This is a genomic window from Emticicia sp. GW821-FHT11C11 (genome assembly GCF_058808615.1).
The window spans coordinates 974,440-996,624 of the sequence record NZ_JBXARV010000002.1; the positions used below are offsets into that span (position 1 = coordinate 974,440).

17 protein-coding genes are annotated in these 22,185 nt (G+C 42.1%); 14 read left to right on the forward strand and 3 right to left on the reverse strand.

Annotated features, from left to right (window positions below; translation table 11 throughout):
* Positions 1-33: 33 nt before the first annotated feature.
* The 3 genes from gldA to AC1RRY_RS14095 are packed head-to-tail and all read left to right on the forward strand — an operon-like array spanning position 34 to position 2,995.
* Entirely contained in the window at positions 34-741 is a 708-nt protein-coding gene (gene gldA, locus AC1RRY_RS14085) for a gliding motility-associated ABC transporter ATP-binding subunit GldA (protein ID WP_492819729.1), read from the forward strand.
* Positions 742-784: 43 nt separating this feature from the next.
* Positions 785-1,531, forward strand: a complete 747-nt coding sequence (locus tag AC1RRY_RS14090) for a copper homeostasis protein CutC (RefSeq protein WP_492819727.1) — start codon at positions 785-787, stop codon at positions 1,529-1,531.
* Between the two features lie 12 nt (positions 1,532-1,543).
* Complete coding sequence (locus tag AC1RRY_RS14095; protein ID WP_492819725.1) at positions 1,544-2,995, forward strand: sulfatase family protein; 1,452 nt, start codon at positions 1,544-1,546, stop codon at positions 2,993-2,995.
* 64 nt (positions 2,996-3,059) lie between these two features.
* On the opposite strand, the gene AC1RRY_RS14100 is transcribed toward AC1RRY_RS14095, so the two are convergent.
* The 3 genes from AC1RRY_RS14100 to AC1RRY_RS14110 all read right to left on the reverse strand — a co-directional run bounded on the left by AC1RRY_RS14100 (position 3,060) and on the right by AC1RRY_RS14110 (position 6,256).
* Positions 3,060-4,256 (reverse strand): argininosuccinate synthase, encoded by a 1,197-nt coding sequence (locus AC1RRY_RS14100; protein WP_492819723.1) that lies wholly within the window; start codon positions 4,254-4,256, stop codon positions 3,060-3,062.
* Positions 4,257-4,382: 126 nt separating this feature from the next.
* Positions 4,383-5,462 carry an LptF/LptG family permease gene (locus AC1RRY_RS14105; protein ID WP_492819721.1) on the reverse strand — a complete coding sequence of 360 codons (1,080 nt, stop codon included), beginning with the start codon at positions 5,460-5,462 and terminating at the stop codon, positions 4,383-4,385.
* Positions 5,463-5,599: 137 nt separating this feature from the next.
* Positions 5,600-6,256, reverse strand: a complete 657-nt coding sequence (locus AC1RRY_RS14110; RefSeq protein WP_492819719.1) for a metal-dependent transcriptional regulator — start codon at positions 6,254-6,256, stop codon at positions 5,600-5,602.
* A gap of 148 nt (positions 6,257-6,404) precedes the next feature.
* Here AC1RRY_RS14110 and AC1RRY_RS14115 point away from each other — a divergent pair, with 148 nt between their 5' ends.
* The 11 genes from AC1RRY_RS14115 (at position 6,405) to AC1RRY_RS14165 (ending at position 22,072) form a co-directional block, all read left to right on the forward strand.
* Positions 6,405-7,745 (forward strand): Nramp family divalent metal transporter, encoded by a 1,341-nt coding sequence (locus tag AC1RRY_RS14115; protein ID WP_492819717.1) that lies wholly within the window; start codon positions 6,405-6,407, stop codon positions 7,743-7,745.
* Positions 7,746-7,977: 232 nt separating this feature from the next.
* The gene (gene priA, locus AC1RRY_RS14120; protein ID WP_492819715.1) at positions 7,978-10,470 is read left to right on the forward strand and encodes a replication restart helicase PriA; all 2,493 of its coding nucleotides are present in this window, start codon (positions 7,978-7,980) and stop codon (positions 10,468-10,470) included.
* A gap of 58 nt (positions 10,471-10,528) precedes the next feature.
* Positions 10,529-12,295 (forward strand): AMP-dependent synthetase/ligase, encoded by a 1,767-nt coding sequence (locus AC1RRY_RS14125; RefSeq protein ID WP_492819713.1) that lies wholly within the window; start codon positions 10,529-10,531, stop codon positions 12,293-12,295.
* A gap of 204 nt (positions 12,296-12,499) precedes the next feature.
* Positions 12,500-14,044, forward strand: coding sequence for a bacillithiol biosynthesis cysteine-adding enzyme BshC (gene bshC / locus AC1RRY_RS14130; protein ID WP_492819711.1), 1,545 nt, complete (start codon positions 12,500-12,502; stop codon positions 14,042-14,044).
* A gap of 162 nt (positions 14,045-14,206) precedes the next feature.
* Positions 14,207-14,824: a TetR/AcrR family transcriptional regulator gene (locus AC1RRY_RS14135; protein ID WP_492819709.1), complete on the forward strand. Its 618-nt coding sequence runs from the start codon at positions 14,207-14,209 to the stop codon at positions 14,822-14,824.
* A 53-nt stretch (positions 14,825-14,877) separates the two neighbouring features.
* Positions 14,878-15,312: a PaaI family thioesterase gene (locus tag AC1RRY_RS14140; protein WP_492819707.1), complete on the forward strand. Its 435-nt coding sequence runs from the start codon at positions 14,878-14,880 to the stop codon at positions 15,310-15,312.
* Positions 15,313-15,396: 84 nt separating this feature from the next.
* Complete coding sequence (locus AC1RRY_RS14145; RefSeq protein WP_492819705.1) at positions 15,397-16,743, forward strand: TolC family protein; 1,347 nt, start codon at positions 15,397-15,399, stop codon at positions 16,741-16,743.
* Between the two features lie 30 nt (positions 16,744-16,773).
* A complete protein-coding gene (locus AC1RRY_RS14150; protein WP_492819703.1) occupies positions 16,774-17,352 on the forward strand; it encodes an NAD(P)H-dependent oxidoreductase in 579 nt (192 codons plus the stop codon).
* A gap of 11 nt (positions 17,353-17,363) precedes the next feature.
* Positions 17,364-18,413 carry an efflux RND transporter periplasmic adaptor subunit gene (locus AC1RRY_RS14155; protein WP_492819701.1) on the forward strand — a complete coding sequence of 350 codons (1,050 nt, stop codon included), beginning with the start codon at positions 17,364-17,366 and terminating at the stop codon, positions 18,411-18,413.
* A 111-nt stretch (positions 18,414-18,524) separates the two neighbouring features.
* Positions 18,525-21,563, forward strand: a complete 3,039-nt coding sequence (locus tag AC1RRY_RS14160) for an efflux RND transporter permease subunit (RefSeq protein ID WP_492819699.1) — start codon at positions 18,525-18,527, stop codon at positions 21,561-21,563.
* A 152-nt stretch (positions 21,564-21,715) separates the two neighbouring features.
* The gene (locus tag AC1RRY_RS14165; RefSeq protein ID WP_492819697.1) at positions 21,716-22,072 is read left to right on the forward strand and encodes a phage holin family protein; all 357 of its coding nucleotides are present in this window, start codon (positions 21,716-21,718) and stop codon (positions 22,070-22,072) included.
* Positions 22,073-22,185 lie beyond the last annotated feature (113 nt).

Below are 22,185 nucleotides of genomic sequence, written 5' to 3' on the forward strand. Positions count from 1 at the left end.
ATTATCAGTATTTTATCATAGAACCGCCAGACCATGTCTATCAAAGTTCAGCATCTCAGTAAAGTTTACGGCATACAAAAAGCCGTTGATAATATATCTTTTGAAGTAAATAAGGGAGAAATCATTGGCTTTCTTGGGCCGAATGGTGCCGGGAAATCAACGACTATGAAAATCCTGACCGGATATATTCCGGCTACAGAAGGGACGGCGGAGGTAAACGGCTTTGATGTAAAAACCGCCCCGATACAGGTAAAAAAGAACGTAGGGTATCTGCCTGAACATAATCCGTTGTATCTGGATATGTACGTGCGAGAATTTCTTGCTTTTGCAGGTTCACTATATGGTTTGAAAGGCAGAGATTTACAGAACAAAATAGAGAACACAATTGAACGTGTAGGACTTGGCCTCGAAAAACATAAAAAAATAGGACAATTATCGAAAGGGTATCGCCAACGGGTAGGTCTTGCTCAGGCACTGATACATAATCCTGACGTACTGATTCTGGACGAACCTACTACCGGCCTTGACCCTAACCAACTGGTTGAAATACGAGACCTGATTAAGAACATTGGTAAAGATAAAACCGTGATTTTCAGCACGCACATCATGCAGGAAGTAGAGGCCATCTGCGACCGCGTGGTAATCATTAACCGTGGGAAAATAGTAGCCGACAGCATCTTATCCAATCTCAAAAAAGATGGTAAAGCTATGGAAGAGGTTTTTAGGGAGTTGACAGTGTGAAATGCGTTTTCCTGTATAATCTCACACTCTTATATTTCAATTTATGCTTGAAATCTGTTGCTTTTCTTTAGAATCATGCCTGACAGCCCAGACGGCGGGAGCGTATCGTGTTGAGTTATGTGGGGGTATGTTTGAGGGGGGAACCAGTCCTTCCGCCGGATTGATTAAACTGGCGCGGCAGCATCTTTCTATCAAACTATATGTCATGATTCGTCCGCGTGGGGGTGATTTCTGCTATTCAGATACCGAGTTTGAAGTGATGAAAGAAGATATCCAGACTGCCAAAGAATTAGGTGCTGATGGCGTTGTATTCGGTATTTTAAATCCGGATGGATCGGTAGATACTATCCGTACCAAGGAGTTGGTTGAACTGGCCCACCCCATGAAAGTAACTTTTCACCGGGCTTTTGATGTAACTGCAGAGCCTTTTAAGGCATTAGAAACAATTATAGAGACCGGATGTGAAAGAATACTTACTTCCGGACAAAAAAATACTGCTATTGAAGGAATAGATTTATTAAAACAATTGGCGGAAAAGGCTGGCAACCGAATTGAAATTATGGCAGGGAGTGGTGTGAGTGTCCAGAATGCAGCGCAATTATTAGAAGCGGGTGTTCATGCTCTGCACATGACCGGAAAAGGAATTGTAAATAGCCAGATGGAATACCGTAAAGCCGATGTGAGCATGGCGAGTGCCGCCCTTACCAACGAATTTGAAATATACGAAGCCGATTTTGATAAGTGCAAAGCCGTAGCTACCATTGTAGCTGCTGAAAAATATCACCTCTAATCACTATAAAAGATGAAAAAATATCTCTGGATATCTTTTCTGCTGTTAATAGGGCTAAGTTTTTCTGCTTGGCAGATCACTCCTAAGCCCTCACCCCCGAATATTATCTTCATTATCGGTGATGACATCAGCCATGATGATATCGGTTGCTATGGCAACCCTCTTGTAAAAACGCCTAACATTGACCAGTTGGCTAAAGGTGGCTTGCTGTTCAACCATATGTTTGTTACTTCCAGCTCCTGCAGCCCCAGCAGAAGCAGTATTCTCACAGGCCGATACCCGCATAATACAGGTGCGGCTGAATTACACACTGAGCTACCTACGCATCTGACTTATTTCCCGGAACAGCTTCGGAAAGCAGGCTATTTTACAGCGCTTTTGGGTAAATGGCATGAGGGCAAAAATACCAAACGAGCCTACGACACTCTACTGGCGGGTGAAAAACTAAACGGCTTAGGCGGTGAAGACCAATGGATTAATATCTTACAGTCAAGACCTAAAGACAAACCTTTCTTTTTCTGGCTGGCTCCTTTTGATGCACACCGGAATTGGTCTGCAGATGATTTTAAAATCAGACACAATCCTGAAACAGATGTACGAGTGCCAACAACCCTCGTTGATACCAAAGGAACCAGACAAGACCTCGCCTCTTATTATAATGAAATTGGCCGGCTGGATTATTACATTGGTGAGTTAATGAAAGAACTCGAGCGTCAGGGCATTGCAGATAATACCATTATCGTTTTCACGGCTGATAACGCCCGGCCTTTCCCCGGCAATAAAACGCTGCTATATGACAGAGGCATTCAAACGCCGTTTATCATGAAATGGAAAGGGGGTATCAAAAGCTCACAGAAAACCGATGCTCTGGTAAGCACCATCGACATTGCCCCTACACTATTAGCATTGGCAGGGATAAAACCAGCCAGCACTGTTCAGGGAAAAAACTTTGCCTCACTTTTAAAAACGCCTAAAGCATCATTCAGAAATTATGTTTTTGCTGAGCACAACTGGCATGATTATGAAGCGTATGAAAGGGCTGTGCGCACGAAAGACTTTCTATACCTGATCAACCAAAGACCCGAACTCGATAACGGCGGCCCTATTGATGCCAATCAGAGTCCAGCTGCATTGGCTTTGAAAGAATATAAAGATAAACTCACACCGTTACAAAAAGAGGTTTTCATACAACCCCGGCCGTCTGTCGAGTTTTATGATATGAGAAATGACCCTGAGCAATTGAAAAATCTGATTAACGTTCCCAAATATCAGGCTACTATTAGTCAACTTAAGAATACCTTGCAGCTATGGCAGTCGCAAACAGGTGATACAAGTCCTGCAAAACTGACTCCTGACTGGTATCACAGAGAAACAGGAAAAGCATTGCCGGAAAAAGATATCAGAGGAGAAATGCCCGGAGCAGCAAAACATGCGGACAAAATAAATGCCAAAGGGCCATTCTGATTAATCAAAAAAGCCTGTCAACACAAGAATGTTAACAGGCTTTCCGAAATATTATTAATAAGCATTACTTCTTAGCTGCCAGTTCTGCTATTTTCTCATGAATCATTACCTGATTTGACATAATTTTCGAGAATCCTCTCACATCGTCACCCGACCAGGCATTGTTCATTTCACCATAGCTGCCAAATACCGGAGACATCATATCATAATCTGATTTTATACCCAATAACTGGAAATGATACGGTGCCAGTTGTACACGTACTTCGCCCGTTACATTTGCCTGCGTACTTTCCAGGAAAGTCTCAATGTTACGCATCAAAGGCTCCAGGAATTGACCTTCGTGTAGTAACATGCCATACCATTCAGCCAGGTTCTGTTTCCAGTATTGTTGCCATTTGGTTAGCACGTGTTTTTCTAATAAATGGTGCGCCTTGATGATGATCAACGGTGCAGCAGCCTCAAAACCCACACGGCCTTTGATACCGATAATGGTATCGCCCACGTGGATATCACGACCTATACCATAAGGCGATGCCAACTCAGATAAACGACGGATGGCATCTACCGGATTTTTGAATCTACGGCCATTTACACCTTTCAGTTCACCTTTTACAAACTGCAGGGTTACTTCACTGCCTTTTTTCTTGGTTACCTGTGTCGGGAATGCGCTTTCAGGTAAGAAACCGTCTGAAGTCAGAGTTTCTCTCCCCCCTACCGATGTTCCCCACAAACCCTTATTAATAGAATAGGCCGCTTTGTGCCATTCGCGCACCACTCCTTTCGATTTCAAAAACTCTATTTCAGCTTCACGCGATAAACGTAAGTCGCGTATTGGCGTAATAATCTGTGCATTGGGCAATACAATTCTGAAAACCATATCGAAACGAACCTGATCGTTTCCGGCGCCCGTGCTTCCGTGAGCTACGGCTTCGGCCCCAATTTCTTTGGCATAATCAGCAACAGCCACTGCCTGAAACATGCGCTCGGCACTTACTGAAAGCGGATAGGTGTTGTTTTTCAGGATATTACCATACACCAGATAACGGATACATTTCTGATAATATTCACCCACCATGCGGGCAGTATGATGGTTTTTTACACCCAATTCATACGCCTTTGTTTCAATATCCTTGATTTCTTCTTCAGTAAAACCACCCGTATCTACCAATACGGAATGTATTTCATGACCTAATTCTTCGGTCAGGTATTTTACACAAAACGAGGTGTCTAATCCTCCACTATAGGCTAAAACAACTTTCATAATTATATCAGCCGCCGAAACGGGAATGTAAGTTTTAATAAAATTTTGCAAAAATAGGACTTCTGCCGTTAAGTTCCCGTATTAAATTACAAATATTGTAGACATGCGCGAACAAAGGACTGACGATTACCTCGGCACAGTAAAATACATCACAGTACCTATGGCTCCGAAAACAATATTCGGCAGCCAGACGGCCAGTATAGGTGGCATATTGCCCGACTCGGCAATACCTTTAGACATGATATAAAACAGAATGTAGACAAAGGCCAGTACAAAACCCACGGCAATCTGAAAACCAACACCACCTCTTGCTTTACGAGCTGAAACAATAAGACCCATCAATGAGAGAATAATAACAGCAAAGGGAGTAGCAAAGCGCTGGTATAACTCAATTTCATAAGATTCTATGCCTTCGGCACCACGGGTTTTTATCAGGTCTATTTTTTCGCGCAATTCCGGAATCGTAAACGACTCGTGTATCTGATGCTCATTCTCAAAATCACTGGGAGACAAATTGATAGCAGTATCTTTAGGAGTCGTTCCGTATACCATTTTATCTTTCATAATACCCAGGTTCCGGATTTTGTAATCGTGAATACGCCACTTTTTAGTACTATCATTCCAGTCAATCCTTTTGGCCGACAGTTTCTCTACCAGTTTATTGTTGACAATTTTTTCAAGCGTAAAATCGTATCCGGTTTTAGCATCATTATTATAGCTCGACATATACGCATAGGTATTCGGCGCCACGGCTATGTGGAAATCACGGGTAGAGAAGTAAAACTTATCGTTCACATACACATTCTCAAAGGCCAGCCGCTCGGTATTTGCCCGGGGGAGTATCCATCCTACCATTACAAAAGAAAAAACGGCAATAATAGAAGACCCGATAAAATAAGGGAACATTAATCTCGGGAAACTTACCCCACTGCTCAGAATGGCAACAATCTCTGTATGAGAAGCCATCTGGGCAGTAAAGAAAACTGTAGAGATGAAAATCATCAAAGGGCTTATATAATTGGCCCAATAAGGCGCCAGATTAGCATAATACTGCAGAAGGATTGCCCGCATGGGTGCCTGTTTTTCGATGAAATCATCGTTTTTCTCCACGAAGTCAATCACCATAATAATCAAAACGATAACCAGAACCGCAAAAATGTAAGTGGTGAGAAATCGTTTGATTAAATATTTATCAAGTATATTCATGCAAGACTTATTAATAAACTCTATAACCAAAAAAAGAAGAGAATATGCTCTATTCTCTTACAAGGCTATCTGTTTCAACGTACAAAATTATGAAAAGAAGCGCACCTTCTGCTGAATTTATAAAACTTTAACACGTTTTATTGTACCAGCACATTTTTGGCTACCTCATTACTAACAAATACCACGTGTGTATTGTCTATTGATACAATATACGATTTATCAAAATCGCTTACTTCCTGTATCCGGATCTGGCATCCTAAAGTGATATGGTTTTTATCAAGATGTTGTAAAAAGGCCGGTGAATGTACCGATACCCCAACCATTGCAACCGTCTGCCCGATAGGTATTTCTGAGAGTTTGCGCGATCTCAGCATCGGCATTTTACCTTTTGCATCCGGAATCGGGTCTCCATGTGGGTCAAATTGCGGATTACCCAGAAAACTGTCCAGTTTTTCGGTCAACTCTTTCGAATCGATATGTTCCAGTTGTTCTGCAATTTCATGAATTTCGTCCCAGCCAAAGCCCAGTTTTTCTACCAGAAATACCTCCCACAAGCGGTGTTTACGGATAATGCTCAATGCTATGTGCTGCCCTTCTTTGGTAAGTGTAACACCCTGATATTTACGGTAGTTGATAAAATTCTTCTCTGCCAGCTTTCGTAACATATCAGAAACCGAAGCTGCCTTGGTTTGGGTATGCTCAGCCAGTTCGTTAGTACTTACTTCATTTCCGCCATTCTGCTCGCTGAGCATGTAAATTATTTTCAGATAGTTTTCCTCTGTAAATGAAGTCATATACCCTAAAAATGATGATGATATTATGACAAAAGTAAAAATATTGACTGATTAATCAAATTTTTAGACAAATCTAAAAATTTATTTTGATAAACATATTTTAGTGTTTAATATTGCATAAAATTAAGTTTAGTGAAGTTGGACTACTATGAACAAGACATTATCTGCTGAAAAAAATAAAGGTTGGAGGACAACAACTGAAAATCTATCATTACCGGAAGTACACGGAAGTATTAACGTTCCGCAATCGGGAGGGTTCTGGAAAAAACTCTCTGCGTTTATCGGCCCGGGGCTAATGGTAGCTGTCGGATACATGGATCCGGGCAATTGGGCTACCGACATTGCCGGTGGTGCCAGATTTGGCTATACCCTGCTTTCGGTCATTCTGATATCCAATCTTTTTGCCATGCTATTGCAGCATTTATCATTAAAGTTGGGGATTGCAACTGGACGAGATTTAGCTCAGGCTTGCCGGGACGCTTACTCAAGACCGGTTTCGTTTCTCTTGTGGATACTGGCAGAGGTTGCCATTGCCGCTTGCGATCTGGCCGAAGTAATAGGCGCTGCCGTGGCCTTGAATCTGCTCTTTAACATTCCGCTTACATACGGTATCGTGATTACAGCCGTTGATGTAATCTTCATTCTGTTTTTACAAAATAAGGGTTTCCGTTTGATAGAAGTTATTGTAGGTGGTTTGATATTAATCATTCTGCTTTGCTTTGGGTACGAAATCATTGTGTCAAACCCCGATTGGTTTGGTGTTGCCAAAGGTCTGATACCGAATGCACAGATTGTCGTAAATCCTGAAATGCTCTACATTGCTATTGGTATTCTGGGAGCAACAGTGATGCCTCATAACCTGTATCTGCACTCGAGCATTGTACAAACCCGCAAAATCGAAAACACGGTTCCGGCCAAGAAAAGTGCTATTAAGTTTGCTACGATCGACTCCACCGCATCTCTGTTCATCGCCTTTTTTATCAACGCCGCCATTCTGATTATGGCAGCGGCCACATTCCATTTTTCGAACAACCAACACATAGCCGACATCACGGATGCCTATCATTTACTTGACCCGATTCTGGGCGTAAAACTGGCCGGTTTATTCTTTGCAGTAGCATTGCTGGCAGCCGGCCAAAACTCTACACTGACCGGTACACTGGCCGGACAGATTGTAATGGAAGGTTTTTTGAATATTAAACTAAAACCCTGGCTGCGCAGATTAATCACCCGTTTAATAGCCATTGTACCCGCATTGATTGTTGCCATTATTTATGGAGAAAAGGGTACCTCTGATTTACTGGTGCTTAGCCAGGTAATTTTGTCTCTGCAACTGAGCTTTGCCGTAGTGCCTTTGGTCGCCTTTACGTCAGACAAATTAAAAATGGGTGAATTTGTAAACTCTGTATGGATAAAATACACTGCCTGGGTGGTGGCTGTTATTATTATCAGCCTGAACTCCTACCTACTTATAGATACTATTTTCTAGATTTATAAATGACCCGGGTAATACTCTTCTACCCGGGTTTTTAATCAAATTTCCCTTCATCAATATCCTTCCGTTTTTGAATCAAGTCGGACAAATAATTGTTTATTATTTAAGTGTTTTCGCCTATATTGATACCCTATACTTAAATGTCAATATAAAACGTTTATAATAATCTGCTTAATTTTGCTTTGATTTACGCTGTTTTCATTCTTAAAATTCCTTTTCCCCGAAAATGACCGAAGAGCTTTTTTCTGTTGAAACCACCTACTTTGCCGACGTAATTCTGCCTGTACCGATTCCGCGTATGTTTACTTACCGGGTACCCCGGCACTTTGTGAACGACATAAAAACAGGGGCCAGAGTGATTGTGGAATTCGGAAAAAACCGGGTTGTAACGGCGGTTGTGGGGAAGATTCATACCAAACCACCCGAAAAATATCAGGCCAAATACATTCTTGAACTATTAGATACCGACCCACTGGTTATAGCTTCTCAACTATGGCTTTTTGAATGGATTGCCGAGTACTATATGTGCAATATCGGAGAAGTAATGAATGTGGCAGTGCCTTCAGGACTGAAAGTGAGCAGCCAGTCAAGAATACAATTGAATCCTGATTTCGATTATCCCGAACTACTTGACGAGAAGGAAAAAGAATTTCTGGAAATATTAAAAACACATACTTCTCTTACTTATGACGACGCCCTGAAGTTTGTTGGCGAAAAAAATATCAACCCGATGATTAAGTCGCTCATAGGCAAACATGCCATTATTATGTATGAGGAGGTGAAGGAGAAATACAAGCCCAAGATTGCTAAAAAAGTACGTTTAAAGCGGGGATATGAAGGAAGCGAAGAAGTGCTGAATCTGGTCGACTCACTCACAAAATCACCTAAACAGCAAACGGTAATTCTGGAGTACCTCAAACACGTGCCTATCCATGAATTATCAACCAGAAACACCGATGGTGTAGATAAAACACTTTTCACACAGGGTGAAACTTCTGATTCTGCACTGGCCACCCTGTTGAACAAAGGCATTCTGGAACAATTTGAAGTGACCGTTTCCCGATTCGGCGATGAGATTCCAAAGGAACCTCTGAAAATAGAGCTGACTGATGCCCAGCAAACTGCCAGCGATGCTATTCTGAAAAACTTTCAGGAAAAAGACATCGTGTTGCTGCATGGCATTACGGGTAGTGGTAAAACCGAAATCTATATTGATTTAATTCAGAAGGTACTGGAAGGCGGCTCGCAGGTGCTTTATCTCTTGCCGGAGATTGCGCTCACCACCCAGATAGTAGTGAGATTGAAGCGCGTATTTGGCGATAAAATGGGCGTTTATCATTCCAAATTCTCTGACAACGAACGAGTAGAAGTGTGGCGGGGCATTATTGACGGCCGATACCAGTTTGTGGTGGGTGTGCGCTCTGCTATATTTCTGCCTATGGATAATCTGGGTCTGGTGATTATTGATGAAGAACACGAAACATCCTATAAACAGTTTGACCCTGCCCCGCGTTACCATGCACGAGACGTAGGCATTATGCTTGGTCTGAAACAAGGTGCGAAAATTCTGTTGGGTTCGGCGACACCCTCTGTCGAAAGTTATTATCAGGCACAAACGAGCAAATATGGCTTTGTGGAACTTCATCAACGCTTTGGTGAAGCACAATTACCGGATATTATGCTGGTTGATCTGAAGGCCGAACGAAAAGCGAAAAACATGAAAAACGACTTTTCGAGCGTGCTTTATAATGGTATTCAGAAGAATCTTTCAATTAAAGAACAGACCATTATCTTCCAGAACCGGCGCGGTTACTCGCCTTATCTGAGCTGTCAGGAATGTGGTTGGGTGTCTGAATGTGAACAGTGTGCAGTCAGCCTTACTTTCCACATGCAGTCGAAAGAACTGCGTTGCCATTACTGCGGGCACAAGGAAGAGGTACCAAAGGCTTGTCCGGTTTGTGGCTCGGGTAAGATAAGAACTGTTGGTTTTGGAACAGAAAAACTGGAAGACGATCTGAAAATCATGTTTCCCGAAGCCCGTGTACAACGCATGGATTTAGACACTACCCGTACTAAAAACGCTTATCAGAATATCATTACAGAGTTTGAACAAGGCGGTACCGATATTCTGGTGGGTACGCAGATGATTAGTAAAGGCCTCGATTTTGATCAGGTGAGTCTGGTGGGTATTTTCGATGCCGACCGTATGATTCATTTTCCTGATTTCAGGGCTTCGGAAAGAGCCTTTCAGATGCTTACACAGGTAAGCGGACGGGCAGGCAGACGTGCAAAAAAAGGTACGGTACTGATTCAAACCAATAATACGCAACAATCTATCCTGCAAAAAGTTGTAATAAATGATTACGCAGGATTCTATCAGGAAGAGATATCAGAAAGAGAAGGATACCTGTATCCACCGTTTACAAGGCTTATCTCGATTACACTGAAGCACGAAGAAGAAGAAAAAGCTGAAAAAGCTGCACATTGGCTGGCCGACAAATTGTTGGAAAAATTAGGTAAATCGCGGATACTTGGGCCTGAAAAAGCGCTGATTGAACGCATCAGAAATAAGTTTTTATTTGATATTCTGATAAAACTGGAAAAAGACAAACTGAATATTAAGGCGGCCAAGGTTTTTTTAAGAGACACCATTGATGAACTGCGCCAAAACAAAGCGTATAGAGAGGTAGATGCCGTAGTAGATGTTGACCCCGTTTAACATTTGTTTCTTCCTGAATATTTTCTTTAAATTTGTTTCTGACCAACCTCCTGTTAACATGTCTCAATCTATCAACCGTGTATTTGATTTACTGACCGAATCTATTCCTACCCATAACAAACCCGATGTTTTTGCTTCAAAAATAAAGGGAGAGTGGGTCAGGATTTCTGCTATTGAATTTATCAGCAGTATTAATCAGTTCAGTTATGGTTTATTGAAATTAGGTGTTAAAAAAGGAGATAAAATTGCCGTTATTTCTGAAAGCCGCCCGGAATGGAACATTGTAGATTTTGGTCTGCAGCAGGTAGGAGCTATTAATGTGCCGCTATATCCGAACATTACGGTTGAAGATTACAAGTATATTTTTCAGGATGCAGACATCTCTTATGTATTTGTAGGCGACGAAATCCTGCTTGAAAGAGCCCGGGAGGCTGCCGAGCAAGCACCCACAGTTAAAGATATTTTCTCGTTTGATAAAATAAAAGACGCCCGGCATTGGAAGGAGGTATCTGACGTTGAAACCGCTGACAATAAAAAGGCCATTGATGAAATTAAAGAGTCGATAAAAACTGATGATTTACTGACCCTCATTTATACCTCAGGCACTACCGGCAAACCCAAAGGGGTTATGCTCTCTCACGGCAACCTGATCAGCAATTTCGAAGCTTGCAAAGACTATTTCCCGATTGATCCTTCATGCAGGGCGTTGAGTTTCCTACCGCTCAACCATGTGTACGAGCGCATGGTACTTTACCTCTATATGCGCACGGGTACTTCTATTTATTATGCCCAGAACATGGCCACCATTGCAGAAGACCTGAAAGACGTTCAACCGCAGATTTTCACGACCGTTCCGCGATTGCTTGAAAAGGTGTATGATAAAATTATATCCAAAGGTTATGAATTGGACGGCCTGAAACGCCGTATTTTCTTTTGGGCACTGGACTTGGGATTGAAATATGACCCTAATGTGAATGCAGGCTGGTGGTATAATCAACAACTGAAGCTGGCACAGAAACTAGTATTCAGCAAATGGCAGGAGGCGCTGGGTGGCAATATCCGGCTAATATGCTCTGGAGCAGCAGCACTACAACCACGTTTAGCCCGGGTTTTCTGGGCAGCAGGTATTCCGGTCTCTGAAGGCTATGGCATGACGGAGGCATCGCCCGTTATAGCTACCAACCGAACACAACCTCTGGACTTGCGAATCGGAACGGTAGGGCCTATCATAGACGGAGGAACCGTGAAAATAGCTGATGACGGAGAGATTTTATATAAAGGCCCCAACGTGATGATGGGGTATTATAACCTGCCCGAACTAACCAAAGAAGCCATAGATGCCGACGGCTGGCTGCATACCGGTGATATAGGCAAACTGGAAGAAGGCCGTTATCTGAAAATAACCGATCGCAAAAAAGAGATATTCAAAACATCGGGTGGTAAATACGTAGCCCCGCAGGTACTGGAAAACAAGATTAAAGAATCTATCTATGTAGAACAGATGGTTGTGGTGGGCGAAGGACAGAAATTCCCGGCGGCATTGATTGTGCCCGAATTTGCTGCCATAAAAGAATGGAGCAAAACAAACAATATTCCATACACTACCGATGCTGAAATGGTTAAGAATCATGATGTTCAAAAACTGATTCATGACGAAGTCAATCGTTTCAATAAAGAATTTGCCCCTTACGAGCAAATCAAGAAAATAGAGCTTTTACCTAAACCCTGGACCATAGAAGATGGTGAAATTACCCCTACACTTAAGCCTAAACGGAAGGTAATTACCCTGAAATACAAGGATTTGATAGACGCCCTGTATCATTAATGCGCTTGCCGGCATTGCGCTGAGGGGTGTCAATAAAAAAGAAAGACTTAATCGCAGAATCAGGTTTTATTTTCGTTAGTGGTTTATACGTAAACTTTCAGGCAATCAAGTTTAATGTTTAAATAATGATGTCTGTCCGAGTAATTTGAAACCTGTCTATTCATTTTCTTGTTATCTGAAAAATAAAGAAATCGAGCCTTATATATGCCCTTGCAGACCATTGATTTAAAAGCCGTTGGGGCTTTTCCAAAATTGTTTTTAGATTATATCACGAAAAACGAGACACTTGCTTCTTTTTACAACCAATATCCTGATATCGAAGGATTCCGAAAAGCTATTGAATCGAGAGTTTTTACTAAAGAAAAACGCCATACACTGGTGTCGGTCTTAGAAAAACAATATGCCAACATTGATACCAAACCCGATTTCTCTTTACTACTAGATGATAAAACCTTTACTGTAACCACAGGCCATCAGTTGAATATCTTCACAGGCCCTCTGTATGTGATTTACAAGATTGTAACCATTATTAACCTGGCTAAAAAACTAAAGGCGGAGTTCCCCGATTATAATTTTGTGCCGGTTTACTGGATGGCCAGTGAAGACCATGACTTCGACGAAATATCTGTTTTTAACCTGTTCGGCAAAAACTACAAATGGGAAACCACCCAGAAAGGAGCCGTAGGGCGCATGAACCCTAAGGAGTTGAGAGCCATTTGTGACCAGATACCTGAAAGAGTAGAGTTTTTTCAGAATGCCTATCTGAACCATGACACCCTGGCCAATGCCGTGCGATGTTACATGAACCATCTGTTTCATGATCAGGGCCTGATATGCCTCGATGCTGATAGTCCTGACTTAAAAGCCCTCTTCTCCTCTGTCATTAAAGACGATTTACTCCAGCACTCTGCCAGCAAAATTGTAAAAACAACCTCGGACGAACTCCACACGCTTGGCTATCATACACAAATCACTCCACGGGAAATCAACTTCTTTTATCTGGAAGACGGTACGCGCGAAAGAATTGTAAAAGAAGACGACCAATATAAAGTACTCCATACTGATACTACTTTTTCAGAAACTGAGATTGTGCAATTAATTGATACCAATCCGGAGAAATTCAGCCCGAATGTAGTGCTTCGGCCTTTATATCAGGAGGTCATCCTGCCTAATCTTGCCTATATCGGTGGGCCGTCTGAAGTGCCTTACTGGTTGCAGTTAAAAGGTGTGCTTGATCATTACAATGAACAGTTTCCTTTGTTGATGCCTCGTAACTTTGCGTTGGTGGTTAATGAAGCAAGCCGTAAAAAAATAGATAAGCTGGGCATAACCGCAGAAGAACTATTTGCTGATGAGGTAACGCTGAGAAAAGGTTTTGTTGAGAAGAATTCCAGAAAATCGCTGAGCCTGGCTTTTGAGATTGATGAAATAAACGACATTTTCGAGCGGATTCTGAAAAAAGCTACCATCATTGAAGCAACTATGAAAGGCCCCGTTGAAGGTGTGAAAGCCAAAAGCATCAATGCGTTGGAACACCTCGAAAAACGCATTAAAAGAGCCGAAGAACGTAATCAGGATAGCTCAGTGAGCCAGTTGCTGGCTTTGAAAGAAAGACTCTTCCCAGGTGGTGGTTTGCAGGAAAGAAAAGAAAACTTCCTGAACTTTTATCTGAGCGACAACCAGTTTATTCAGAAACTGCTTGATTCATTAGACCCGATTGATTATAATTTTAATATTATTGAGATTTGATTACACCGAATAAAGAAAAGGCTGCCCCTGATTGGAGGCAGCCTTTTCTTTTAATACCACATATCCGGCAATTCCTGCCACTTATATAAATTATTACTATAAGTTTGTTTTACTGAACACCGTTCATTTTATTTGTATCGTTAACAAACTATTTTAACATAAATGGGCATAGCTGAAAGAAAAGAAAGAGAGAAACATGAGATGAAGCGCCTGATTATGAATGCCGCACGCAAACTCTTCATTGAGCAGGGATTTGAGAAAACAAGCATTCGTAATATAGCCGACGCCATAGAGTATAGCCCCGGAACCATTTATTTGTATTATAAAGATAAAAGTGAGTTACTTTTTGATTTGCATCAGGAGTCATTTCAGAAGCTCATAGAACAATTTCAGCGGGTGTTAAATATTAAAGACCCGTTTGAAAGACTGACAACGATGGGTCGGTATTACATGCAATATGGCTTTGAGAACCCTGAGTTATATGAATTGATGTTCCTGATGTCGTCACCGATTGAAACCATTGAGTGCCGCGAAGAAATATGGGAAGACGGACACATAGCCTTTGATATGCTACGCCATATTGTACGTGAATGTATAGACGCCGGATATTTTAAAATAGATGATGTGGAAGGCACCTCCATGATGATTTGGTCAACCGTGCACGGTCTGGTAACTATTCATTTAAGAAAAAGAACAACGATGTTTCAGGAGGGTGAGCGAATCCCACGTCTGGAACATGCTTACGAGCGATTCGTTGAGTTATTAAAAGGTACGATTTAATTCCGGAGCCTATTATTGATAGTAATTTGAGAACAATCTGACAAATATTACTAATGAATCAAGTTTTAGAATTTTTTCAATCACATGTTGGCAAATACGCCGCCGAAATAAGTCCATCGGCCCTGGGCAGATGGCTCAACGGAAAACTGGTATCAGTAGAAGAAGGCTCGGCAGAGGTGGAATTTGTGGTAAGAGAAGAAATGACCAATCCTGCCAAAATTCTTCATGGCGGCACGGCAGCTTCAATGATGGACGACGTAATGGGAATGACCGTATTCATGCTGGGTCGTGAGAGTTTTTACACAACCGTTAATCTGAGCATAGATTATTTAGCTCCTGCCAAAATCGGTGATACATTGCTCGTAAAATCAAAGATTATCCGAGCCGGCAAGACTGTCATTAATGTTGAATGCCAGATTCTGAACGCCGACCAGAAAATTGTAGCCAAATGTACCTCTAACATGGTGGTAACAAGCGTAAAAATTTAATACTGTAAGCCCGTCGTCACCCGACGGGTTTATTTGAGCCTATAACTTAACACTGTTCATAAATTGAAAAAGCTTCAGTGAGATATGAAAAAAATCATCTTGATAGCAGCGCTTTGCCCATTCATGGCATTTGCACAGATTTCTTCACCTGTGCTCGAATCATACATTCAGGAAGGCTTGAAAAATAACCTGGCTTTACGGCAGGAAAGCCTCGAAATCGAAAAGGTTCAGGAGAATGTCAAACAGGCAAAGGCCAACTTTTCACCCAAAATCACTTTTGCGCCTAATTACACGCTGGCCGCCGGAGGGCGACGTTTAGCGTTTCCCGTTGGTGACTTGCTGAATCCGGTTTATTCAACATTGAACAAACTGACTAATTCGAATAATTTCCCGCAGATTGAAAATGTGAACGAGCAATTGGCCCCTAACAATTTTCATGATACTAAATTCACATTCCAGTATCCGATTTACAATACTGATATCCGCTATAATCTGCTTATCCAGCGTGACTTACTGACCGCACAGGAGGCCAGAAAGCGGATAATAGAAAACGAAGTACGATACAATATCACGATTGCCTATCTGCAGTATCTGCAAACCCTGGAGGCACAAAAAATATTTGAGGCTTCACGCAAGATTTTGAGCGATTTTGTGAAACTGAACGAAAAACTGGTCAGCAATAACGTAGCCACCAAAGATGTGATTTATTCGGCTGAATATGAAGTAAGCAAGCTCGACCAGCAGGTAGCAGCTATGGATAAAAACCGCAACACAGCGAGAGCCTATCTGAATTTTCTGATGAACCGTGAGTTTGGCACTGAAATTATTGCAGATACTCTACTTCTGGACATGAACACGCAGACCAACATTCATGCTGTTCGTGAGCAGTCTATTATTAACCGTCAGGAGGTCAATCAACTGAAAGCCAATATTCAGGCCAGCGAGTCTGCTATTAAATTACAGGAAATGAACTCACTTCGGCCACAGGTTTTTGTGGGTGGCAGCACGGGTTTTCAGGGTACAGGCTATACTTTCAAAGATCAGGCGTATGCCATTGGGCAAATCGGGCTGAGCTGGGACGTTTTCCATGGTTATGAAAAAAAATCAAAGATTCAGCAGGCGAAAATCCAGAAGAATATACTGGAAACCAAACTTGATGAAGTACAGAAACAGATTCAATTACAGGTTTCACAAGCCTACTTTGAGCTGGAAGCTGCCCAGAAAACCCTCCCCACCGCAAAAGATGGCACCGTCAAAGCCGAAAAGTACTTTAAAGTGGTTGATAGCCGCTATCGCAATGGTCAGGCCATATTGATAGAGTATCTGCGGGCGCAGAATGAAGTAATCACGGCCCGTTTACAGGAATCTCTGGCCCAATATGACATATTACTAAAAAAAGCCATGCTTGATAAAGTCGCGGCTGTCAGATAATCTGATTACCCGATAAAACTCGCTACCATTATGAAAAAAGTACTACTGATACAAGGGCATCCTGACAACGAAAGTTTCAACTTCGCTTTGTTTGATGCTTACAAAAGAGGTTTGGCCGCTTCAGGGGCAGAGATAAAAGAAATCATTATCGGTGAATTGACATTCGACCCAATTCTACGCTATGGGTATAGAAAACGGATGGAACTGGAGCCGGACCTGGTCGAATCAATTGAGAAAATTAAATGGGCTGACCACCTGGTGTTCTTCTATCCTGTATGGTGGGGTTCTGTTCCTGCTCTTTTGAAAGGTTTTCTCGACCGGGTCTTTCTGCCGGGCATTGTGTTCGCCAAACGCGAAAACTCTCTCTGGTGGGATAAACTATTAGTTGGCAAAACAGCCCATATCATCAGCACACTCGACCAACCTGTATGGTATTACTGGTTGATGAATGGACGACCCACCTACTATGCCATGAAACGTATGACACTCGAATTTTGTGGTATAAAACCCGTAAGTACAACTACCATAGGACCGCTCAGGCTTTCAACAGATGCCTATCGGGAAAAATGGCTCAAAAAAATAGAAAAATCAGGTTTTAATCAGAAATAAACAGACCATATATGAAAACGAAATTTTTTCCGCTCATTTACTCATCCTTATTTCTTTTACTGGTGAGTTGCAGCAAAAAAAAGGAAACCAAAGCCCAGGAGACCGAAGAGGTATTACCTGTTGAGGTACAGACCGTCACTAAAAAATCTTTAAGCGAACCCATCATTGCCAGTGGCGTATTGGCTTCCAAATCAGAAATGAAACTAGCCTTTAAAACAGGTGGCATGATAAAGAAAGTGTATGTAAATGAAGGGCAATTTGTTAAAGAAGGGCAATTACTGGCTGAGCTAGACCTGTCAGAAATAGATGCACAGGTAAAACAGGCGCGGCTGGGGCTGGAAAAATCAGAACGCGACCTGGAACGTGTAAAAAAACTCTATGCCGACGAAGCCACCACACTGGCTAATGTACAGGATGCTACCACGGGTTATGACGTAGCCGGTCAAAGTGTACAAGTGGCTGAGTTTAATCAGAAATTATCAAAAATCTATGCTCCGGCGAGCGGTCGAATCCTTCGGAAAGTATCTGAACAGGGTGAGCTGATTACCCCTTTTGCTCCGGTATTCATATTAGGCACGGGCGAATCGGCTTATATTGTAAATGTGGGTCTGGCTGACAGAGATGTGGTAAAAGTAAAAACCGGCGATGCTGCCACAGTCTATCTGGATGCCTATGCCGGAGAACCTTTCAGCGCCAGGATTACGCAGATCGCTCAAACTGTAAACCCTGCCACAGGCACTTTTGAAGCCGAACTGCAGATTCATCCTAACGGTAAAAAGCTGATTTCAGGATTTGTGGCGAAAGCTGAAATCTCATCAGGACAAGGGCCGGAATCGTTAGCCGTACCGGTAGAATCACTGGTTGAGGCCGATAAAACCAATGCCTTCATATATATTCTGAATTCTGATAATAAAACAGTAAGCAAGAGCCCGGTAAGTATTGGCGGTATTTTCGGAAAAGAAGTAGTGATTACGTCAGGGCTGGCAGAAGGTGCATCCATCGTTACCAAAGGAGCCAATTTTCTGAGCGATAAAAGCAAAGTAAAGGTGGTACAGAAATAATTTGTTTTCACAAATCCTCTCAGGATTTGGTCAACTATAGAAAACGTGTCAATTGTATAAATAAGCCATCAAAGCTGTTTGGCTGATTGTTACACTTAATTCATTATTCAAATGCGTCTAGCAGAATTTTCCGTAAAAAACTACCAGTTCACTATCATTATCTTTATAATGATACTGGCCATTGGTGTCAACTCTCTGTTGAATATGCCCAAAGCCGAAGACCCGAACTTAAAGGCGGTGTTCAATAGTATCATTGTGGTGTATCCGGGTACTTCTCCGGCCGATATGGAAAAATTAGTGGTTGACCCCATCGAAGACAGGCTCTCCGGCGTCAGCGACATAAAAAAAGTAACATCCACTTCAGACGAAGGCGTAGCCAGCATTGTCATTGAGTTTCAATACAATGTAGATGTAGACGAAAAATACAACGAAGTAGTAAGAGAAATAAACGCTATCCAGAGTTCTTTACCTTCTGATATTTACAGTGTTGATATACTTCGTTATACACCGGAAGGAGTAAATATTATTCAATGCGCCTTGTTGTCAGAAACCACCCCTTACAAAGATTTAGAAAAAGAAGCCAAACTATTAAAAGAAAACCTGCTGAAAGTAAAATCTATTAAGGCTGCTGAAATCTGGGCTTTCCCGAAACAGCAGGTTCGGGTTGCTATTAATCTTGATAAAATGGCTCAGTTGCGCATACCTTTAAACCGGATTCTGGGAGCAATTCAGTCTGAAAACGCCAATATACCTGCCGGGAATATAGAGATTGGCAGTAGGAAATTCAGTGTAAAAACCTCCGGAAGTTACGAGAGTATTGATGAAATCAAAAATACGGTCGTAAGCACTTCCGGCACAAGTATCACTTATTTGAAAGACGTAGCCGATATAAGCATGGATTATGAGGAAGACTCTTACATCGGCCGGTTAAACGGAAAACGAGCCGTGTTCGTAACAGCCAATATGAAAGCCGGTAGTAATATCTTTGACACCGGAGAGAAAATCCGCCCGATTATTGACAATTTCAAAAACAGTCTTCCGCCGAATATTAAATTCGAGCAGAGCTTTGACCAGGTCAAGAGTGTTTCCACCCGTTTGCTGGGTTTATCGCGTGACTTCGGTATAGCTATCTTACTGGTATTAATTACACTTATTCCGCTGGGTTTCAGGGCATCAATCATCGTGATGATTTCCATTCCGTTATCATTAGCAATGGGATTAACCATGCTTGATCTGGCAGGTTTTGGTATCAATCAGTTAAGCGTGGTAGGTCTTGTAATTGCGTTGGGGCTTCTGGTCGATGACTCCATTGTGGTGGTCGAAAACATATCCCGTTTCCTGCGCTCGGGTATGCCTCGTCGGCAAGCAGCCATTGAAGCCACCAAACAAATCGGTCTGGCGGTTATGGGTTGTACCGCTACACTTATCTTTGCTTTTTTACCGCTTTGTTTCCTGCCCGAGGCGGCCGGTGATTTTATCCGCAGTTTACCAATGGCGGTTATTGCTACAATTATTGCCTCTTTATTTGTTTCGCTTACTATTGTGCCTTTTCTGGCAAGCCAGTTAATGCCAAGAGAAGAGCATAAGGAAAACATAGTGCTACGATTAATGAAACGAGGTATTGAGGGTTCGTATCGCAAAATATTGCATTCAGCACTTAAACATCCCATTATCAGCCTTGTGATTGCCTTTGCTATTTTTGTGGGAAGCCTCACATTAATTCCGGTAGTGGGTACAAGTGTGTTTCCGCGCTCCGAAAAACCCCAGTTCCTGATTAATATCGATACTCCTCTTGGCACAACTCTTTCAGAAACCAATAACGCTACCCGCTTTGTAGAAAGTGAACTGGCCAAGCATGAAATCGTGAAAAACTATGCCTCAAACGTGGGTAAGTCTAATCCGCGTGTGTATTATAACGTAATGCCGGTAGGTGGAACCCTGTCTAACTTTGCACAGATTTTCGTGCAATTGCAGGATGAGGTTGAAGTACCCGAAAGAGAACAGTTTATTGACGAGCTACGCAAAAAATTCGAGCTATATGCTGGCGCTAAAATAAAGGTTATCCAATTTGAACAGGGGCCTCCGGTAGAAGCACCATTAGCAGTGCGCATATTCGGTGAAAACCTTGACTCGCTGCGTGCTATTTCGTTTCGGGTAGAAAAATTATTCAAGGAAACCCCGGGCACTATTTACATTAATAATCCTCTGTCAGCACAAAATGTTGATTTAAGAGTAAACATTAACAAAGACAAAGCCGGTATGCTGGGTATCCCGACGGTAGATATCGACAGAACTGTGCGGATGGGTATTGCAGGGGTAAACATGGGTACGTTTAAACAAAACGATGAAGACGAAATAGACATTAATGTAAGTCTGCCACGAGGCCAACGTGCAGGTATGGATGCATTCCCTAAAATGTTTATCGGAAACCAGATGGGGAATCTGATACCGCTTAAGCAAGTGGCAACTATCGATTTTGAAACGTCACCCAACAGAATTAACCATTATGACCGGGACCGGTATACCATTGTATCTGCTTTCATTAAAAGTGGTTTTCTGACACCAACCGTAACCAAAGAAGCCAGTGCGCGCTTAGCAGCACTTAAACTACCTAAAGGATACGAATTGAAAATGGCAGGTGAAGTGGAGCGGTCGCAGGAAACTTTCGGTGGTTTAGGTACCATCATTATGATTACTATTTTCGGTATCATGGCCATTCTGATTCTTGAATTCAAGACATTCAAGAGTACTATCATTGTGTTATCAGTTATTCCCTTGGGTATGATTGGGGCTATTCTGATATTGCTATTCACCGGCAATTCGCTGTCGTTTACTGCCATAGTTGGTATTATTGCCTTGGCAGGTATTGAAGTAAAGAACTCCATTCTACTGGTTGATTACACCAATTATTTAAGAAAAGAGCGCGGACTAAGTATCAACGATGCTATAGAAGAAGCCGGAGAAACCCGGTTTATACCTATCGTATTAACCACCCTAACGGCCATTGGAGGATTGATTCCTCTGGTGCTGGAGCATTCTCCGTTATACTCACCATTAGCATTGGTAATGATAGGTGGCCTGATATCATCATTGATTCTGACGCGTATCGTGACCCCGGTAATGTATAAGCTGTTGCCTCCGCAGATATAAATCTTCTTTCGGAGCGATGCAGTCTTAATGCATCGCTCCGAAATTTTCCCAAGTCTTTTTGTCAGGTGCCTTGTTTTATCTACCTTGCAGCCATCTAAGAGCTTTTATCTGTCTGGCTCTGCTACCTGAACAATCCATAGAATCTGAACAATATGGCTGATTTTCTGAACCTTAGTGACTTTCGGGAGAATGTAATCAAACTCATCGAGGCAAAATTTGAGCTGACCAAACTTGGCTTTCAGGAAAAAATAGAAGGCATTGCCGTAAAAGCCATTTATTTGCTGGTTTTGTTTATTTTATCTATCACCGTTATTATTTTCCTGAGTATTTTACTGGCAGTGGGGCTCAACATCTGGCTTAAAAGTGTCTGGTTGGGCTATCTGATTATCTTCGTGGTCTATCTAAGTATTCTGGGCTTATTTGTTTTTGCCAAAGACAAGGTTCAGAACAAGATAAAAGAACAGATTCAGGAAATTGTGGATGAAAATCTGAATCAACCTCTGGATTAATCAACTCCGTAATTTGGCTTTTCCCCAACATTCTACAACAAAAAAAGATTATCCATGAATAGATAACCTTTTATCAGATAAAAGCTGTCTTTACAGGCTCATCATCTCCTGAT

Excerpts from the sequence above, each read along its gene's own strand:
- AC1RRY_RS14110 (WP_492819719.1), bottom strand. The coding sequence starts at position 6,256 with ATGACTTCATTTACAGAGGAAAACTATCTGAAAATAATTTACATGCTC.
- AC1RRY_RS14150 (WP_492819703.1), top strand. The coding sequence starts at position 16,774 with ATGAAAAAAGTACTACTGATACAAGGGCATCCTGACAACGAAAGTTTC.
- AC1RRY_RS14140 (WP_492819707.1), top strand. The coding sequence starts at position 14,878 with ATGAATCAAGTTTTAGAATTTTTTCAATCACATGTTGGCAAATACGCC.
- AC1RRY_RS14115 (WP_492819717.1), top strand. The coding sequence starts at position 6,405 with ATGAACAAGACATTATCTGCTGAAAAAAATAAAGGTTGGAGGACAACA.
- AC1RRY_RS14155 (WP_492819701.1), top strand. The coding sequence starts at position 17,364 with ATGAAAACGAAATTTTTTCCGCTCATTTACTCATCCTTATTTCTTTTA.
- AC1RRY_RS14090 (WP_492819727.1), top strand. The coding sequence starts at position 785 with ATGCTTGAAATCTGTTGCTTTTCTTTAGAATCATGCCTGACAGCCCAG.
- bshC (WP_492819711.1), top strand. The coding sequence starts at position 12,500 with ATGCCCTTGCAGACCATTGATTTAAAAGCCGTTGGGGCTTTTCCAAAA.
- gldA (WP_492819729.1), top strand. The coding sequence starts at position 34 with ATGTCTATCAAAGTTCAGCATCTCAGTAAAGTTTACGGCATACAAAAA.
- AC1RRY_RS14165 (WP_492819697.1), top strand. The coding sequence starts at position 21,716 with ATGGCTGATTTTCTGAACCTTAGTGACTTTCGGGAGAATGTAATCAAA.
- AC1RRY_RS14095 (WP_492819725.1), top strand. The coding sequence starts at position 1,544 with ATGAAAAAATATCTCTGGATATCTTTTCTGCTGTTAATAGGGCTAAGT.
- AC1RRY_RS14105 (WP_492819721.1), bottom strand. The coding sequence starts at position 5,462 with ATGAATATACTTGATAAATATTTAATCAAACGATTTCTCACCACTTAC.
- AC1RRY_RS14135 (WP_492819709.1), top strand. The coding sequence starts at position 14,207 with ATGGGCATAGCTGAAAGAAAAGAAAGAGAGAAACATGAGATGAAGCGC.
- priA (WP_492819715.1), top strand. The coding sequence starts at position 7,978 with ATGACCGAAGAGCTTTTTTCTGTTGAAACCACCTACTTTGCCGACGTA.
- AC1RRY_RS14160 (WP_492819699.1), top strand. The coding sequence starts at position 18,525 with ATGCGTCTAGCAGAATTTTCCGTAAAAAACTACCAGTTCACTATCATT.
- AC1RRY_RS14100 (WP_492819723.1), bottom strand. The coding sequence starts at position 4,256 with ATGAAAGTTGTTTTAGCCTATAGTGGAGGATTAGACACCTCGTTTTGT.
- AC1RRY_RS14125 (WP_492819713.1), top strand. The coding sequence starts at position 10,529 with ATGTCTCAATCTATCAACCGTGTATTTGATTTACTGACCGAATCTATT.
- AC1RRY_RS14145 (WP_492819705.1), top strand. The coding sequence starts at position 15,397 with ATGAAAAAAATCATCTTGATAGCAGCGCTTTGCCCATTCATGGCATTT.